The sequence below is a fragment of the Thermoanaerobacterium aotearoense genome, from assembly GCF_009905255.1.
GTDB classification, from domain to species: domain Bacteria; phylum Bacillota; class Thermoanaerobacteria; order Thermoanaerobacterales; family Thermoanaerobacteraceae; genus Thermoanaerobacterium; species Thermoanaerobacterium aotearoense.
On the sequence record NZ_CP047602.1, the window covers coordinates 1 to 18,478 of the forward strand.

Consider the following 18,478-nt stretch of genomic DNA (forward strand, 5'->3'; position numbering starts at 1 on the left):
TTAAAAACCTTTTATTCGCTTTTTAAGCTCCTCAATTTGCTTATTTAACGATTCATCTTCTTTTATGTCGTTTGATATTTTATCATAGGCATGTATAACCGTAGTGTGGTCTTTTCCAAATTCCTCGCCTATTTTAGGCAATGATAAATCTGTCATTTCCCGGGCCAAGTACATGGCAATTTGCCTTGGAAAAGCTATCGTCTTAGTCCTCTTTTTTGATATGAAATCTTCATATTTTATGTTGTAATACTTGCATACCTCTTCCTGTATAAGCTTAACCGTTATTTTCCTGACTTTGTTGGATATTATGTCTTTTAATGCATCCTTTGCCAGGTCAAGGTCTATGTTTGCCTTTGTAAGAGATGAAAAAGCCACGATTCTTATTAAGGCGCCTTCTAATTCTCTTATATTTGAAGGTATTTTTTCTGCAATGTATATAAGTACATCGTCAGGTATATTCAAGTTTTCGTTTTGTGCTTTTTTCTTTAATATTGCAATTCTCGTCTCAAAATCAGGTGGCTGTATGTCCGCTATAAGGCCCCATTCAAATCTGGATCTAAGTCTGTCTTCCAGCGTTGGTATCTCTTTAGGAGGTCTATCGCTGGAAACTATTATCTGTTTATTTGCCTCATACAGTGTATTGAATGTATGGAAAAATTCCTCCTGCGTCCTTTCCTTTTTTGCTATAAATTGTATGTCGTCTATTAAAAGTATGTCCATGCTTCTGTATTTATTCCTGAATTCTTCGTTTTTGTCGTCTTTTATTGAGTTAACCAGCTCGTTTGTAAATGTCTCTGATGTAACATACATTATCTTTGTATTGCTGTTGTGTTCCAGCACAAAATGACCTATAGCGTGCATTAAATGGGTTTTGCCCAAGCCCACACCTCCATATATAAACAAAGGATTGTACGCTCTCGCAGGTGATTGTGCTACAGCTAAACATGCAGCATGTGCCAGTTTGTTGCTATTTCCTACTACGAATGTATCAAATGTGTACTTTGGATTTAGCATGTTGGAAACGGCCTTGTCCTTTTCATTTTTAAATTGAACGGTTTCTTTTATTTTTCTGTACTCTTCCTCATCTTCGGATACTATCTTTATTTCTATGTTTTTGTTTGTTATTGATTTTGCTGCATCGTATATTACATTCAAATACCTTCCGTTTATGATATTTTTTGTAAATACATTTACTGCTGATAGCACGAGTATGTCATCTAATAATGCTACAGGTTTTAAATGGACAAGCCATGTGGTGTAACTGGTGGATGTCAATTCGCTTTTTAATTTCTCAAATATTGCATCCCAAAGTGAGTAACAATCGTCATACATTTTGTGACCTCCTACAAATATAAACAAGCTGTTGATAAAAAATAATTTTCACATGTGTATATCGGCAAGTTGTTAATAAATTTTGTTAAAAGGACAAAAAAATATCAACAATATAACATTGTTTTAAAAGATATAAAAATACTGTTGATAAATTTTTACTTGATAAAAATGTATTTAAAAAGGCTTAAAAACCTATATTATAAAATCAATGTATAAAAAATAAATCAAAATAATAACAAGTTATTCACAGATTTATACACAACCTGTGAATAACTAAAATACGTGCTGATAACTTTTTTAAACTTATTAACAACTTCGATTATATGATACCAAAATATTAACACATTATCAATAAAAAAATAAAAATTATTAACAGCCGCTGAATAAAACTTTTTAATATGTTAATAACATTAATGGATTAATTTATTGACATGCAAATAAATAAACGATATAATCTTATTAGCATTTTTATGGTTTTAGGAGGTGTAGTAGTGTTACGTACACATCAGCCGAAAGTAAGGCACAGGAAAAAGGAACATGGATTTAGAAAAAGGATGTCTACGAAAGATGGTCGTGATGTTTTAAGAAGAAGAAGGAGAAAAGGTAGACATAGGTTGACAGCATAAGGAAGGCCTTAATGGGCCTTTTTTGCAATCGGAGGTTTAATATATATGATATGATAAAGATAAAACGCAGCAGGGATTTTAAGAATGTATATAAATATGGAAAATCTGTTTCTAATCAGTACATTGTCATGTATTTTTTAGAAAATGGTACGGATGTCAATAGAGTCGGTTTTTCTATAAGCAAAAAAGTAGGTAAGAGTGTAGTTAGAAATCGCTATAAGAGATTGTTGTATGAAAATTTCAGGTTGTTAGATGGTGATTTAAAAAAAGGATATGACATTATTTTTATTGCCAGAAATAAAATCGTAGAGTCAGATTTTTATACGTTGGGAAATGCTATGAGAAGGCTTCTTAAGAAATCTTCTCTTTATATGGTGAATGATAAATGAAGTACATTTTCATATATTTAATAAAGTTTTACCAAAAATTCATATCTCCTATGAAGCCAAAGTCTTGCAGGTTTTACCCTACTTGTTCTCAATACGCTATCGATGCCATCATGAAGTATGGCATTTTAAAGGGTGGAATGATGGCTTTGTGGAGGATATTAAGGTGTAATCCCTTTAATCCAGGCGGATATGATCCTGTAAAATAGCTAGGAGGTTTAAAATGGCATCAATTGGTATGTACCTTGGCCAGTTATTAAAATTTATATACGATTTTGTTGGAAATTATGGTGTAGCCATAATCATATTTACGATTCTCATAAGGGTTGTCCTTTTGCCTTTTTATGTCCAGCAGATGGGAACAATGAGGAAGATGAAGGAGATTAGCCCTTTAGTTGAAGAAATCAAGAAGAAATACGCTAAAGATCCTCAAAAGATGAACGAAGAGATGATGAAGCTTTATAAAGAAAAAAATGTAAATCCCATGAGCGGTTGTCTGCCGATGTTGTTGCCTCTTATAATACTTTGGCCGCTTTTTGCTATGCTTAGAAGTTATCCCGCATTTAGCACGGCTTCGTTTTTATGGCTTAAAAGTTTAGCTGCAAGAGATCCTTATTATATATTGCCACTATTGTCTGGCGTGACTACGTATATTTCCTCTGCGATGATACAGACAGACAATAATCAGAAGTCGATGAATCTCGTAATGTCTGCTTTTATGATATGGATAACTGTTTCGCTGCCTGCTGGTGTGGGTATATATTGGGTTACCAGCAATATCTTTCAGATTGTGCAGCAGTACATCTTTTTAAGACCTACCGAACCAATGAAGGGAGAGTCTTCAAATGAGGGAAATAATAAAAACAGGAAAGACAGTTGATGAGGCTGTCAATGCTGGACTTTCAGAGTTAGGTATAACGAGGGATTTAGTAGACATAGAAGTAATAGACGAAGGCAGTAAAGGATTTCTGGGTTTATTAGGCAAACAGGCGATAGTTAAGATAATAGTCAAAGATGTCTTCAAGGAAAATATCAAAAGGTTTTTGGATGGATTGATAAGCTTTATGGGCATAGATGTTGCATACGATATTGGCGAAAAAGATAATACGATATTGGTGAATTTAAAGGGAAAAGGCGTTGGATTGCTGATAGGTTATAGAGGTGAGACGTTAGATTCACTGCAGTACCTCGTATCTTTGGTGGCAAATAAAAACAATGTGGAAGGCATACACAAAAAGGTTTTATTGGATGCGGAAAATTATCGTGAAAAGAGAGAGAAGATACTTATAAATTTGGCAAACAAGATTGCCAGAAAGGTAAAGCAGGAACAAAGAAGCATTACATTGGAACCTATGAACGCCAATGAGAGGAGAATAATTCACTTGGCTTTGCAAGACGATCCTGACATAGAGACATTTAGCGAAGGCGAAGAACCGAATAGGAGAGTGACGATATCTTTAAAGTAGCGGATACCCAAAAGGGTATTTTTTCTTTTACCTTATTGTAAAATAATATTTGGTGTTATATTATCATACTAAAGATCTGAAAGTTTGGTGGTTAACGTGATAGAAGATACTATTGCTGCGATTTCGACTCCAATAGGTGAAGGTGGTATATCCATCATAAGGATAAGTGGCAGTGATGCGATAAAAATTGTTTCTGGTATCTTTAAATCCAAGCGAAACGTGGATTTGAGGAATGTTAAGAGTCATACGGTTCATTACGGTTTTATTTACGATGCGGAAAATGATGAGATATACGATGAAGTTTTGGTAAATGTCATGAAAAGCCCTCATACTTACACAAAGGAAGATGTGGTAGAGATAAATTGCCACGGCGGCTATATTCCTTCTAAAAGAATTTTGGAGCTTGTACTTAAAAATGGTGCAAGGCTTGCTGAGCCTGGCGAATTTACAAAAAGGGCTTTTTTAAATGGAAGATTAGATATATCTCAGGCGGAAGCTGTCATAGACATAATAAGGTCTAAGACAGATCTGTCTAATAAATACGCTTTGATGCAGCTTAACGGAAGCGTCAAAGAAAAGATCACAAAGATAAAGAATGACCTTGTGGCACTTATTGCTCATATATTTGCCCTTATGGATTTTCCTGAGGAAGATGTGGAGTTACTTAATGATGGTGAGCTTATAGACGGCATTAACAATTCTATCAGAGAAATTGATGAGATACTTAAAACATCTGAAAAGGGAAGGATTGTAAGAGAAGGGCTTAACACAGCAATAATTGGGAAGCCTAATGTAGGCAAATCTTCACTTTTAAATGCACTGTTAAATGAAAATAGAGCCATTGTGACAGATGTGCCTGGCACAACGCGGGACATCATTGAAGAACATTTAAGCATAAAAGGCATACCTATAAATCTCATAGATACAGCAGGCATAAGGCAGACTGATGAGATCGTGGAGAAAATTGGAGTCGAAAGAAGCAGAGAAGCTATAGACAAAGCTGATTTGATAATATTCGTCTTTGATAATTCACGGCCTATAGAAAAAGATGATTATGAGATACTTAAATTGATTGAAAATAAGAAAGTTTTGTATATTTTGAATAAGATCGATCTGCCTTCTGCGATTGACATGGATGAAGTTTATAAGTTATCGGGTGGAAGGTATGTAAGATTGTCGTCTGTCACAAAAGAGGGGTTAGAAACATTAGAAAATACTGTATACAATATGGTCTTGTCTGATGGTTTGTCACGCGACGAATTTCTTCTGACAAACATGCGACACAAGGATGCACTGATTAAAGCTAAAGACAGTTTGATGTCATGCCTTAAGACGATAGAAGGCGGTTTGACGGAAGATTTTGTATCTATCGATTTAAACTCTGCGATAGATCATTTAGGCTTGATAACCGGTGAAACTGCAAATGAAGATTTAATCAATGAAATATTTGAAAGATTTTGTGTTGGAAAGTAGGTGGTTGAATGATATACAATGCTGGTGTATATGACGTAGCTGTAATAGGTTTAGGACATGCTGGATGTGAAGCGGCTTTAGCCACTGCACGGCTTGGATTAAAGACAGTCGCTTTTGCCATAAATTTAGATTCTATCGCTTTGATGCCATGTAATCCTGCCATAGGCGGACCGGCTAAGACTAACCTTGTTAGAGAGATTGATGCACTTGGTGGACAGATGGCTATAAACACGGATTTGACATTAATACAGGAGAGGACTTTAAATACCAGTAAAGGTCCTGCAGTAAGAGCTTTGAGGGCTCAGTCGGACAAAAAAAGGTATCAATTCAACATGAAGTATACGCTGGAAAAGCAAGAAAATTTAGACATCAAGCAGGCAGAAGTCGTCGATATAGAGGTTGAAGATGGACAAGTCAAAAGTGTCATTACAAAGACAGGTGCAAGGTATCTTTGCAAATCTTGCATTGTTACGACTGGTACTTATTTAAGAGGTAGGATAATCATAGGTGATGTAAGCTACAGCGGTGGACCAAACGGATTATTTCCAGCCAATGAGCTTTCTAAGTGCTTTGAGAGGCTTAACATCAGATTGATGAGGTTTAAGACGGGTACGCCAGCGAGAGTTGATAAAAAGTCTATAAATTTTGATGCGATGGAGATACAGCCTGGCGATGACAAGATAACGCCTTTTTCATACATGCACGACGAGATAAATGTTGAACAGATTCCTTGCTGGCTTACATATACAAACGAGAAAACCCATGAAGTGATAATGAGAAATATAGATAGATCTCCTCTTTACAGTGGTGAAATTAAAGGTGTTGGACCAAGGTATTGTCCATCTATTGAAGATAAGGTGGTCAAGTTTCCTGATAAGTTGAGGCATCAGCTTTTTATAGAGCCAGAGGGAAGGGACACAAATGAAATGTACGTGCAAGGCATGTCATCAAGCATGCCTGAAGATGTCCAGATAGAATTTTTAAGAACAATTAAGGGGTTAGAGAATGTCAAAGTGATGAGGCCGGGATATGCTATTGAGTACGACTGCATAGATCCTACTCAACTAAAACAGTCTTTAGAGTTAAAGACAATCTCAGGGCTATTTTTTGCAGGTCAAGTAAACGGCACGTCTGGATATGAGGAAGCTGCTGCACAAGGGCTTATGGCAGGCATAAATGCTGCTATGAAGCATTACAACAGGGAGCCGTTTATTTTGGATAGATCTGAAGCGTATATAGGTGTATTGATCGATGATCTTGTAACAAAAGGAACAAATGAGCCATACAGGATGTTGACGTCAAGAGCGGAGTACAGGCTTATTTTACGGCAGGACAATGCTGATTTTCGATTAACCGAAAAAGGAAGGCAGATAGGATTAGTCGATGATGAAAGATACAATAGATTTTTAATGAAAAAAGCGCAGTACGAGAAAGAGATGGAAAGATTGAAAAACACCATGATAACGCCAAGCCACGATGTCAATGAATATTTAAAGTCAAAGGGAAGTTCACCTATCGTCACAGGAATAACCATGTACGATTTGCTTAAAAGGCCTGAGATAGATTATGTTTCATCGAAGGTGATTGATTCAGGCAGGCCGGATGACATTAGAGATGATGTGGCTTTTCAGATCGATATAAATATAAAGTATGAAGGTTATATAAAGAAGCAAATGGAGCAAGTAGAAAAGTTTAAAGCGTTGGAGAATAAGAAGATTCCATCTTGGATAAATTACGATGATATAAAAGGGATAAGCATTGAAGCAAGACAAAAATTGAAAAGCATCATGCCTACATCTGTCGGTCAGGCATCAAGGATCTCCGGCGTTTCACCAGCAGACATTTCTGTTATATTAATTTATTTGCAGTCGAGGAGATAGGCATATGAACAGAGAATACATTGATATACTTATAAGCGGTGCTAATGATTTAGGGATAGAACTCAATATGTTCCATGTGGAACAATTTTTAAAGTACAATGATCTCCTTTTAAAGTGGAATGAGAAAATGAATTTAACGGCCATTACAGAAGAAAGGGAGATCATCATTAAGCACTTTTTAGACAGTTTAACTGCATTAAAATGCAATGTAATAAAAGGCACTGAAAGGATAATTGACGTAGGCGCAGGTGCTGGCTTTCCATCGGTGCCTCTTAAGATTTTATTTCCATCATTGAAGCTTACTATAGTCGATTCTTTAAAGAAAAGGACTGTGTTTTTAAACGAATTGGCTAGCCATCTTAATTTAAATGATGTTGAAATCATACATGGAAGAGCGGAAGACTTAGGTAAAGATATTGATTTCCGCGAAAAATACGACATCTCATTATCGAGGGCTGTTGCACAGCTAAATGTGCTAATAGAGTATTGCATACCTTTTACAAAGGTTGATGGATATTTGATAGCGTATAAGGGGTCTAATGCAGATGAAGAAATAAATGCATCGCAAAATGCTTTGAATGTTTTAAGGTGTCAGATAGAAAATGTCATTGACGTTACATTACCTTACACTGATATTCATCACAAACTTGTCTTAATAAAGAAGTTGAGTGTTACTGACGATAAATACCCGAGAAAGCCAAAATTAATTGAAAAGTCACCACTTTAACGAAAGGATAATGATTTATGAGGGATTTTAGGGCTTGTCTATTGGTTTCAAGAGGCGTTATCATTAATGACGGCAAAGTTCTTCTCGTAAAGCACCAGACGGAAGATGAGGTAGGCTGGGTCTTTCCAGGAGGTCGCGTTGAAGAAAATGAATCGCTTGTAGAGGCATTGGTGAGGGAATGCAAAGAAGAAACAGGGTACGATGTCGTGGCTGATAGCGTCTGTTATCTGGAGGAATACCTTATTTATTACGCTACATATTTTAAATGCAGAATTGTAGGTGGTGATTTGAAATTAGGTTCTGATCCTGATATGCCTAAAGATCAGCAGGTGATTAAAGACGTAAAGTGGGTTGACATATCGCAGTTTGATTGTTTGGACATATATCCAGAAGGGCTCAAAAAGATGATCATGGATGGAAGCATTAAGCATCAGAATTTAAAACTGCCCCAAATATACAGATAAAAAATTTTTGATAAAATATTAGGATAATAATGGAATTATAGGAGGAATTTTGATATTATTGTAGAATATATATAATATAATCTATTGTTTTACGAAGAGGTGTTTTTTATGGTGTCAATAAAACAGCAGGAAATCAAATACTTGCCGATAGACCTTATTAGGCCAAATCCATATCAGCCTCGCAAAATCTTTGACACAGCTAATCTTCAAGAGCTTTGCGATTCTATAAAAGCTTATGGCGTTATACAGCCAATAAGCGTGAGAGTCGTAAATGGCAATTCGTATGAGCTTATATCTGGAGAAAGACGTCTAAGAGCATCAAAGTTGGCGGGCCTTACGACAATTCCTGCTATAGTGTTTGAGGCGTACGATGAAGATTCTGCGGTTATTGCTTTAATAGAAAATTTACAGAGAAAGGATCTTAACTTTTTAGAGGAAGCTGAAGGGTATTACAACCTAATAAACGACCACAATCTTACTCAAGAAAAACTGGCTGTTATGCTGGGGAAAAGCCAATCTACAATAGCTAATAAGTTGAGGCTTTTAAAGCTTAGCGATAATATAAAAGCCAAATTGATAGAGCACAATTTGACAGAGCGCCATGCACGTGCCCTTTTAAGGCTTCCAGATGAGGAGATGCAGAATAAGGCTCTCGACATAATTATAAAGAAAAAGTGCAATGTCAAAGAAACGGAAAAAATTGTGCAGGATATGATAAATAAAATAACGATGGAGGAAGATAAGAAGGAAGAAAAAAAGAAGATGATGAGATTTTACAAAGATATAAGAATTTTTGTCAATACAATAAAGCAAGCAATCACAATAATGAAAAATTCAGGTGTCGATGCTGAATACACTGAACTTAACGAAGATGACTACATTGAATTTAAGATAAGGATTCCTAAAAAGTAATTTTTAATCACCCGTGCAATTATTTAACTTTTGTTCCACATGGAACAATGCTATAATAAAAATATGATAAAATTGCGGGGTGATAAATTGGGCAAAGTAATAGCTGTGGCAAATCAAAAAGGCGGCGTTGGCAAGACTACAACTACTATAAATCTTGGTTATTCTTTATCTGCTGCTGGCAAGAAGGTACTGTGCGTCGATATGGATCCACAAAGCAATATGACAAGTGGATTTGGAATAGATACTTCATCAATTAACTGCACCACGTATAATATTTTAATTGAAGGAAAGGACATAAAAGAAGCGTACATAGAGTTAGAAGATATGAGCGGTATTACCATTGTTCCTTCCAGTATACAATTGGCAGGTGCAGAGATAGAACTTGTGCCGATGCTGTCGAGAGAATTTAGGCTTAAAAATTCCATAAATGAAATAAAAGAAGATTTTGACTACATCTTAATCGACTGCCCTCCATCTTTAGGGCTTTTGACAATAAACGCGTTGACGGCAGCGGATTCTGTTTTGGTTCCGATACAATGTGAATACTATGCGTTAGAAGGATTGACACAATTGATGAATACTATAAATTTGATAAAGAAAAACATAAACCACGGCCTTGAAATTGAAGGAGTTGTTTTGACGATGTTTAATGCTCGGACAAACCTATCGATACAGGTTGTCGATGAGGTCAAAAAGTATTTCAAGGGGAAAGTGTACGGAACCATAATACCAAGGAACATAAGGTTAGGTGAAGCGCCAAGCTTTGGGAAGCCTATTTCACTTTATGATCCGCATTCGAAAGGTGCCGAAGCTTATGAGGAGTTGGCGAAGGAATTAATTGAAAGGAACGGTGAGGCAGGTGAATAACAAAAGAGGGCTTGGTAGAGGTTTACAAGCTCTTATACCAGAGATAGATGAAGAAAGTCCAAAAGGCGTCGAGAACATCAAGATTTCGGATATTGAGCCAAATCAATTTCAGCCAAGGAAACATTTTGATGATGAGTCATTAAAAGAGCTATCCGATTCCATAAAAGAGCACGGGATTATACAGCCTATAATAGTCAGAAAAAACGATTTTGGGTATCAGATTGTGGCCGGTGAGAGAAGGTGGAGGGCTGCGAAGTTAGCAGGGCTTAAAGAAATACCTGCCATAGTGAAAGATTTTGACGATCAAAAAGTGATGGAGATAGCTCTCATAGAAAATCTTCAGAGAGAAGATTTAAACCCAATTGATGAGGCAAAGGCGTATAAGTCCCTGATGGAGCAGTTCAACCTGACGCAGGAAGAAATATCAAAAAGGGTAGGGAAAAGCAGATCATCCATTGCCAACAGCATAAGGCTTTTGAATTTAGATGATGAAGTTCAAAATATGTTGATGGAAGGCAAAATAACGACTGGACACGCAAAAGTCATATTGGCTTTGCAGGACGCTGAGAAGCAAAACATGATAGCAAAAAAAATAGTGGACAAAAATCTAAATGTGAGAGAGACGGAAAACCTCATAAAAGAAGTTACATCCTCCAAGAAGAAAAAGCGAAAAGAAAGCGACGCATACATAAAAGAGATAGAAGATAATTTCTGCAGATTTTTTGGCACAAAGGTCAAAATTATCCATGGGAAAAACAAGGGAAAAATATTGATAGAATACTATGGAGAGGAAGATCTGTCGAGGCTTACTGAACTCATAATAGATAGGTGATCTTAATGCATTTGTAAAAACAAATGCATTTTTCTATTGTAACAGAGGCTAAATAAATATAAAATATAGATATATAAATAAATTTTAGGTGATATAGATGGAATATTGCATAATAATCTGCAATTCAACGCAGCACATGCTGAATGCAGATAAGATACTAAAAGAAAACAATATAAAGACGGAGCTGATACCAGCTCCAGCGGAGTACGGTTCTGTATGCAGTACCGCAATCAAAATTGATGCATATAATGTAGATGTAGCAGAAAAACTTTTAAAAAATAATTCTGTATCGGTAAAAGGTATATATCCGTATAAAATTAGGAAATTGGATGGCTTAGTAGAAAGAATAAATAGAAGGTTAAGTGGAGATATAAAAGCTGTCTTAGAAAAAGTAGAAAAAGGCATAGATCTTACGGAAGATGATATAGTGTTGCTGCTTAGCGCCGAAGGGGATGAGAACTTAAGTTCTATATACAAAGCCGCCGATGAGATGAGGAAGGCGGTTGTAGGTGATGTAGTCGATATAAGGGCTGCAATAGAGTTTTCTAACATCTGCAGGAAAAATTGCCTGTACTGCGGATTGAGAAGGGATAATTCAACTGTCGACAGGTATAGAATGGATGCAGATGAAATAGTTGAAACAGCAAAGGAACTAAAGCGGATGGGGATAAAGACGGTTATTCTTCAATCAGGAGAAGATCCATGGTACACAGAGGATAAAATAATAGAGATAATAAGAAAAATCAAGAAAGAGACTAATATGCGGATAACATTAAGCATTGGTGAAAGGACTGAGGAAGAATACAAGCATTTTAGGGAAGCTGGTGCAAACAACTTCCTGCTAAAAATAGAGACTACAAACAGGGAAGTATTTAAAAACATACACCCTGATGATGATTTTGATTACCGCGTAAAATGCAGCCAATGGCTTAGAGAAAATGGATATATAAATGGTAATGGAAACATTATAGGACTTCCTGGGCAGACAGCAAGGGACATTGCAAGAGATATACTTTTCTTTAAAGATATGGGCATCCACATGGTAGGCATTGGTCCTTTTGTGCCTGCTGTAGGTACGCCGTTAGAGACATACCCGCATGGAAGCGTTGAGATGACCCTTAAAACCGTCGCTGCTACAAGGCTTGTACTAAAAAATGTCTTTATTCCAGCGACGACTGCATTGGCTACCGTTGACAAGGAAGCCCAAGTAAAAGCTTTAATGGCTGGCGCAAATACGATAATGCTTATATCTACCCCTTCAAAGTACAGAAGCAGGTACAGGATTTACAGCAACAAAAATATGGTGGATCTTAAGACGGCATACAAGGCTATTGTAAAAGCTGGTAGAAAATTGCCTCCTTATATAAATAAAGATTATATAAAAGATATAGTATAGAAATCGATAGGAGGGTTATCATTGATTTATTTTGACAATGCGGCTACATCGTATCCTAAGCCTGAATCAGTCTATGATGAGATTGATAGAGTGATGAGATACTGTGGCAATCCAGGAAGAGGAAGCCATAGGTTGGCAATTGAATCTGGAAGGCACATATTGGAGGCCAGACAGGAACTTTGCAATCTATTTAATATAAGCGATCCTATGAGGATAGTTTTTACGCTTAACACGACAGATTCATTAAATATTGCCATAAAGGGAATTTTAAACGAAGGCGATCATGTTATAACGTCCAGCATGGAGCACAATTCAATGATAAGACCGCTTATTGCGCTGAGGGATAGGAATTACATCGATCTAACTGTAGTCAAATGCGATGAAAAGGGAAATATCGATGTGGATGATGTAAAGAAATCAATAAAGAAGAATACAAAATTGATCGCCATGATCCATGCATCAAACGTTACTGGCACGTTGATGCCAATAAGGGAAATAGGTAGTATTGCCCGGGAAATGGGGATATATTTCCTTGTTGATGCTGCACAGACTGCAGGTAGTCATCCTATTGATGTAGAGAAAGACAATATTGATCTATTGGCATTTCCGGGCCACAAATCGCTGTTAGGTCCTCAAGGAACCGGTGGACTTTATGTAAAAAGCACAATAAAACTTAAGACGATAAAAGAAGGTGGGACAGGTAGCAATTCAGAAAATATACACCAGCCTGATATGATGCCTGACATGCTGGAAAGTGGTACGCCAAATACGCCTGGAATCGCAGGTTTAAAAGAAGGCGTAAGATTTGTAAGAAGTGTAGGCGTAGAGAATATTTTGGATCACGAAAGGACGCTTGTCAGGAGATTTATAGATGGCGTAAAAGAAATTCCCAATCTTATCTTATACGGAAACGAAGATTTGAAAAAGCGAGTCGGTGTCGTTTCAGTAAATATAAAAGATATTGATTCTGGCGAAGTCAGCTATATATTAGATAAGGCATTTGATATAGCGACAAGATCTGGACTTCATTGTTCATCTTTGGCTCATCAAACAATAGGCACTATAAAAACTGGAACTGTCAGATTTGGAATAGGGTATTTTAATACAGAAGATGAAGTTGATAAAGCAATTGAAGCATTGTATACCATAGCAAAACAAGCCATTTAAATAATCTTTATATGCGGAGGAAGAATAAACTATGCAGGAACTTATGATGATGCTCAATAAAAATGTTAATCTGCTTGTACTACTTGCGATTGTCTTAGGATTAATAGACTTTATAGTGGTAATTGTGATTAATTCGAAATACACAAAATTAAAGAATAAATATAAAAAGCTTATTAAAGAATTGGAGATGGGAGATGTAGTAGACCTTCTTGCCAAAAATATAAGCAAGAATGATGAGTTTAATGAAAAGCTGGAAAAGTTCAGAAAAGAGTTAAGCATGATAGACAATGAAATGAAAGCTTCAATAAAGAAGGTTGGAATTGTAAGGTATAATGCTTTTAATGATGTTGGATCTGATTTAAGCTTTTCAATAGCTCTTTTAGATAGCGATGACAATGGAATAGTAATATCGGGCATTTATGGAAGAAATGAAACCGCCACTTTTGCAAAACCCATAGTTAAAGCACAATCAAATTATCCTCTATCTGCTGAGGAGATACAGGCCATAGATAAGGCAAGAAAAGGTCAGAGGTGAGGATAGTTTGATTGCCTTTATTGTAAATCCCACTGCTGGCAATGGCAAGGCATACAGGATGATTCCTAAAATAGAGAAGTATATGAAAGACAAAAACATAAATCACAAGTTTTTTATAACGAAGTATCCGGGCCATGGCACTATACTGGCGAGAGAAGCTGTAAAAGATGATTTTGAAATCGTGGTAGCAGTAGGCGGCGATGGGACAGTTCATGAGGTCATTAACGGCATAAGCGATTCAAATGTAGCACTTGGCATAATACCTTTAGGCACTGGCAACGATTTTGCAAGGTATTTTCGCATTCCAAAGGATGTATATAAGGCATTGGAAATTCTGCTAACGAAAAAGACAAAGCTTATTGATAGCGCTGTCATAAATAAGTACATCACCTGCAACAATGTGGCGAATATAGGCATCGATGCAGATGTGGCAGTGCAAGTGACTAAATTTAAAAGATTTGTCAGTGGAATTTTAGCTTATACATTAAGCCTCATAAATGTACTTTTTAAGTACAAGCCTTACAATGTAAAAATCGATATAGACGGAAAGACGATAAAGAGAAGGATTATGTTGGCCGCATTTGGCAATTGTAGTTTTTACGGCGGCGGATTTAAAATCTTGCCTGACGCCAATCCAGACGATGGATATTTAGACGTCATAATCGTAAATGAAATCAGCAAATTCAAGCTGCTTTTCTTGCTTCCCATGGCTATCTTTGGAAAACACACATCGTTGAAATGCGTCGAAACTTATAAAGCTGAGAAGATACATATAGACGCTGAAAGAGAGTTAGCACTTTGCGTAGATGGGGAAGTCATTTTGTCAGATACCATTGTGCTTAATGTGAAGAAGAATTCTGTAAAAATTTGCACAAATTAAATAATAAAGTATATTGTCAGAAAACTTCAGCCATACTATATATGGTTGGAGTTTTTTATTTTGTAACTTCTGTGGAGGCGTATAGATGGATGAAGTAAAGACTGGGAAACTAATCATAATAGGTGGAGCAGAGGACAAAAAAGATAAATGTGTAATCTTAAAAGAAGTGATAAAGTTATCAGGTGGTGAAAATGGCAGAATTGTGATAATGACTACAGCCACAGAAAAGCCACAAGAGGTAGGTAAAAATTATGTGGAAATTTTTAAGAGATTAGGAGCTGGTATCGTAGAAACTGTAAATGTAGATTCGAGAGATGATGCAAAAGATGAGATTGCCTTAGAAAAACTTAAAAAAAGCACATGCATTTTTTTTACAGGAGGAGATCAATTAAGGATTACAAGCGTACTTGGCGGAAGTGGTATAGATAAACTATTGAATGAACTTAATAAGCGGAAAGGAACACTTATAGTTGGCACAAGCGCAGGTGCTTCTGCTATGTCAGGTACAATGATAATAGGTGGAGATGACGAGGAAGCCCCGAGAAAATGCACCATAAACATGGCTTCGGGATTGGGACTTTTGAATAACGTCATAATAGATCAGCATTTTGCCCAAAGAGGCAGGATTGGAAGATTGCTTACGGCCATAGCTGAAAATCCAAATAATCTTGGGGTAGGGATAGATGAGGATACAGCTATAGTTGTCGATGGCCACAAGTTTAAAGTCATCGGTTCAAATGCAGTGACTGTTGTAGATGGAAGGACGCTAAAAAACACAAATGTATCGGAGTCCAGCCCTGATGAGATACTATCATTGACACATGTTACACTGCATATACTCCCGTCTGGATACGGTTTTGATATCATGCTGAGGGAGCCTTTTAAATACAATGAGGAGGATAAATAATGAATATAAAGGACATAAAGGTGTATCGCGGCAGAAACATATACTGTCATAGACCTGTTGTAAAGATGGTGGTTGACACAGGCGATCATGATATACCTACGAAAGACATACCTGGATTTAATGAGAGGCTTTTAAAGACAATCCCAGGTTTAAGCAAACACTGCTGTTCATACGGTTATGAAGGTGGATTTATAAAAAGGCTTGAGGAAGGAACGTATCTTCCTCATGTGACAGAGCACATGATACTGGAAATACAAAATATGTTGGGATATGATGTGAAGTTTGGAAAAGCGCGACTTATTGATGGGCACATGTACAATGTCATTTTTGAGTATGAACTGGAAGAGTGTGCATTAAGATCTGCAAAGTTAGCAGTAAAAATGGTAAATAAATTTATAAACGGCGAAGATATAGATTTTCAGCAAGAATTGGAGCAGATTAGAAAAGTCGTCGTAGAGGTGGAATTAGGGCCCAGCACGATGGCTATAAAAAAAGCTGCCGAAGAAGCATCAATACCGGTGACAAGGGTAGGAAACGGCAGTATATTGAGGCTTGGGTATGGCCGCTATCAAAAGATGATAGAAGGCACCATAACGCAAAATACCAGTTGCATTGCCGTAGACATCGCATGCGACAAAATTCTTACGAAAAAAATAATCAAAGAGTATGGATTGCCAGTACCTGAAGGGGATGTGGCGTACAATGAAAATGATGCTATTGCCATAGCTGAGGAAATTGGATATCCAGTTGTAGTTAAGCCTTACAATGGCAATCAAGGGAAAGGCGTTTTTTTAAACCTTTCAAACAAAGAGGAACTTATCGTTGCTTACAGAAATGCTAAAAATATAAGCGATATCGTCATAGTGGAAAAGCACATTAAAGGAAAGAATTACAGAGTTTTAGTTGTAGGCGACAGAGTGGTGGCGGTGGCTGAGAGAATACCTGCAAGAGTATTAGGGGACGGCGTTCATACGATAAGAGAACTGGTGGAGATAGAAAATGAGAATCCTTTAAGAGGTGTAGGACATGAAAAGCCTCTTACAAAGATAAATATAGATAACATTTCTCAATTCGTCTTAAAAAAGCAAGGTTACAACATAGACGATATACCTGAAAAAGGCGTGTATGTCTATTTCAGAGAAAGCGCCAATTTAAGCACTGGTGGAACGGCAGTAGACAGGACAAAGGAAATACATCCAGACAATATTGAAATAGCTGTAAGAGCAGCTAAAGCCATAGGACTTGATATTGCAGGAATTGATATTACTATGGAAAATATATCGCTGCCTTTAAATAGAGAAAACGGCGCAATAATTGAAGTCAATGCGGCTCCCGGAATAAGGATGCACCACTATCCATCACATGGAAAACCAAGAGATGTAGCAAAGGCAATAATAGATATGCTTTATCCTAAAGGAAGCAAAGCTACTATACCTATAATTTCTGTTACAGGGACAAATGGAAAGACCACCACTGTAAGGATGATATCACATATACTTAAGATATACGGTTATACGGTAGGCATGACTTCAACAGACGGCATCTACGTAGACGATGTGTGCATATACAAAGGTGATAATTCTGGGCCTAAAAGCGCCAGAACATGCCTTGCAGACAAAAATATCGATGCAGCAGTTTTAGAAACTGCCAGAGGTGGCATAGTGAGAGAAGGATTAGGGTACGATTTAGCTGATGTGGGCATAATCACAAATATATCAGAAGATCACCTTGGAATAGATGGCATTGAAACATTAGAAGATCTTGCTTTTGTAAAGTCATTGGTGGTGGAGGCTGTAAAAAAGGACGGCTATTCTGTATTAAACGCAGACGATCCTATGACACCATACATATCAAAAAGGGCTAAGGGAAAGATCATATACTTTTCGATGCACGAAAACAATCTGACCATAAAAAGGCATCTTGAAAATGGTGGCATATCTGTATATTTAAAGGATGACACTATAGTCATAGCAAATGGCGAAATCATACCTGTTGTGAAGGTTGACGAGATTCCAGCAACGCTAAACGGTAAAGTCTTGTACAATGTGGAAAATGCTATGGCATCAATTGCTGCATGCTATGGGATAAAGATTCCAGTCAACGTCATATCGAGAGGCATTAGATCTTTTTACTGCGATGAAAACCACAATCCAGGCAGATTTAATATATTCAACATAGGAAGCTTTAGAGTGTTGGTAGATTATGGACATAACATTGACGGAATAAAGAAAGTGATAGAATCTGCTCGCAAGTTGAATCCAAACCGCTTAATCGGTGTCATAGGCGTACCTGGAGATAGAAGCGATTCAAGCACGCTGAAGGTGGGAGAAATATGCGGGAAAGGATTTGACAAAGTCTACATAAAGGAAGACATGGATTTAAGAGGAAGAAAGCCAGGTGAAGTTGCAAAACTTCTTGAGATAGGTGTCTTAAAAGGTGGGCTTTCTAAAGAAGATGTAAAGGTGATCTTGAAAGAAGTAGATGCGCTGAAAGCAGCCATGTATGAAGCAATGCCAGGCGATTTGATAGTCGTATTCTATGAAAAGTACACGCCGATAATCGATGCGATAAACAATTTTATAAGATTAAGTCAATTTAATATCAATGAAAGCAAAGAAAGGGCATAAA

The 18,478-nt window shown here is 36.9% G+C and carries 19 protein-coding genes; 18 read left to right on the forward strand and 1 reads right to left on the reverse strand.

The features are described 5' to 3' along the window. Complete coding sequence (dnaA, locus tag GSH73_RS00005) at positions 1-1,332, reverse strand: chromosomal replication initiator protein DnaA (protein ID WP_014757494.1); 1,332 nt, start codon at positions 1,330-1,332, stop codon at positions 1-3. A 491-nt stretch (positions 1,333-1,823) separates the two neighbouring features. Here dnaA and rpmH point away from each other — a divergent pair, with 491 nt between their 5' ends. The 18 genes from rpmH (at position 1,824) to cphA (ending at position 18,477) form a co-directional block, all read left to right on the forward strand. Next, the gene (gene rpmH / locus GSH73_RS00010) at positions 1,824-1,958 is read left to right on the forward strand and encodes a 50S ribosomal protein L34 (RefSeq protein ID WP_013789130.1); all 135 of its coding nucleotides are present in this window, start codon (positions 1,824-1,826) and stop codon (positions 1,956-1,958) included. Between the two features lie 50 nt (positions 1,959-2,008). Next, a complete protein-coding gene (rnpA, locus tag GSH73_RS00015; RefSeq protein ID WP_038068392.1) occupies positions 2,009-2,347 on the forward strand; it encodes a ribonuclease P protein component in 339 nt (112 codons plus the stop codon). Next, on the forward strand, positions 2,344-2,553 hold the full coding sequence (gene yidD, locus GSH73_RS00020) for a membrane protein insertion efficiency factor YidD (protein ID WP_013789128.1): 210 nt from the start codon (positions 2,344-2,346) through the stop codon (positions 2,551-2,553). The genes rnpA and yidD overlap by 4 nt, the downstream gene beginning before the upstream one ends. Before the next feature lie 14 nt (positions 2,554-2,567). Continuing rightward, on the forward strand, positions 2,568-3,224 hold the full coding sequence (locus GSH73_RS00025; RefSeq protein WP_014757492.1) for a YidC/Oxa1 family membrane protein insertase: 657 nt from the start codon (positions 2,568-2,570) through the stop codon (positions 3,222-3,224). Next, positions 3,190-3,810: an RNA-binding cell elongation regulator Jag/EloR gene (jag, locus tag GSH73_RS00030; RefSeq protein ID WP_014757491.1), complete on the forward strand. Its 621-nt coding sequence runs from the start codon at positions 3,190-3,192 to the stop codon at positions 3,808-3,810. Before GSH73_RS00025 ends, jag begins: the two co-directional genes overlap by 35 nt. A gap of 96 nt (positions 3,811-3,906) precedes the next feature. Beyond that, positions 3,907-5,283 (forward strand): tRNA uridine-5-carboxymethylaminomethyl(34) synthesis GTPase MnmE, encoded by a 1,377-nt coding sequence (gene mnmE, locus GSH73_RS00035; RefSeq protein WP_014757490.1) that lies wholly within the window; start codon positions 3,907-3,909, stop codon positions 5,281-5,283. An 8-nt stretch (positions 5,284-5,291) separates the two neighbouring features. Further along, a complete protein-coding gene (mnmG, locus tag GSH73_RS00040; protein ID WP_014757489.1) occupies positions 5,292-7,163 on the forward strand; it encodes a tRNA uridine-5-carboxymethylaminomethyl(34) synthesis enzyme MnmG in 1,872 nt (623 codons plus the stop codon). Positions 7,164-7,167: 4 nt separating this feature from the next. Beyond that, positions 7,168-7,890 carry a 16S rRNA (guanine(527)-N(7))-methyltransferase RsmG gene (gene rsmG / locus GSH73_RS00045; RefSeq protein WP_014757488.1) on the forward strand — a complete coding sequence of 241 codons (723 nt, stop codon included), beginning with the start codon at positions 7,168-7,170 and terminating at the stop codon, positions 7,888-7,890. Between the two features lie 17 nt (positions 7,891-7,907). After that, positions 7,908-8,354, forward strand: a complete 447-nt coding sequence (locus GSH73_RS00050; RefSeq protein WP_014757487.1) for an NUDIX domain-containing protein — start codon at positions 7,908-7,910, stop codon at positions 8,352-8,354. A 108-nt stretch (positions 8,355-8,462) separates the two neighbouring features. Then, a complete protein-coding gene (noc, locus tag GSH73_RS00055; protein ID WP_014757486.1) occupies positions 8,463-9,266 on the forward strand; it encodes a nucleoid occlusion protein in 804 nt (267 codons plus the stop codon). Between the two features lie 87 nt (positions 9,267-9,353). Beyond that, positions 9,354-10,133: a ParA family protein gene (locus GSH73_RS00060; RefSeq protein WP_038068383.1), complete on the forward strand. Its 780-nt coding sequence runs from the start codon at positions 9,354-9,356 to the stop codon at positions 10,131-10,133. Next, the gene (locus GSH73_RS00065) at positions 10,126-10,965 is read left to right on the forward strand and encodes a ParB/RepB/Spo0J family partition protein (protein WP_014757484.1); all 840 of its coding nucleotides are present in this window, start codon (positions 10,126-10,128) and stop codon (positions 10,963-10,965) included. The genes GSH73_RS00060 and GSH73_RS00065 overlap by 8 nt, the downstream gene beginning before the upstream one ends. A 97-nt stretch (positions 10,966-11,062) precedes the next feature. After that, positions 11,063-12,361 (forward strand): [FeFe] hydrogenase H-cluster radical SAM maturase HydE, encoded by a 1,299-nt coding sequence (hydE, locus tag GSH73_RS00070; protein WP_014757483.1) that lies wholly within the window; start codon positions 11,063-11,065, stop codon positions 12,359-12,361. Between the two features lie 21 nt (positions 12,362-12,382). Further along, on the forward strand, positions 12,383-13,528 hold the full coding sequence (locus tag GSH73_RS00075; protein WP_014757482.1) for an aminotransferase class V-fold PLP-dependent enzyme: 1,146 nt from the start codon (positions 12,383-12,385) through the stop codon (positions 13,526-13,528). A 31-nt stretch (positions 13,529-13,559) separates the two neighbouring features. Further along, positions 13,560-14,063 (forward strand): DUF4446 family protein, encoded by a 504-nt coding sequence (locus tag GSH73_RS00080; RefSeq protein ID WP_014757481.1) that lies wholly within the window; start codon positions 13,560-13,562, stop codon positions 14,061-14,063. 7 nt (positions 14,064-14,070) lie between these two features. Further along, complete coding sequence (locus GSH73_RS00085; RefSeq protein WP_014757480.1) at positions 14,071-14,943, forward strand: diacylglycerol/lipid kinase family protein; 873 nt, start codon at positions 14,071-14,073, stop codon at positions 14,941-14,943. Between the two features lie 85 nt (positions 14,944-15,028). After that, positions 15,029-15,850, forward strand: coding sequence for a cyanophycinase (locus GSH73_RS00090; RefSeq protein ID WP_014757479.1), 822 nt, complete (start codon positions 15,029-15,031; stop codon positions 15,848-15,850). After that, on the forward strand, positions 15,850-18,477 hold the full coding sequence (gene cphA / locus GSH73_RS00095) for a cyanophycin synthetase (RefSeq protein WP_014757478.1): 2,628 nt from the start codon (positions 15,850-15,852) through the stop codon (positions 18,475-18,477). Before GSH73_RS00090 ends, cphA begins: the two co-directional genes overlap by 1 nt. Position 18,478 lies beyond the last annotated feature (1 nt).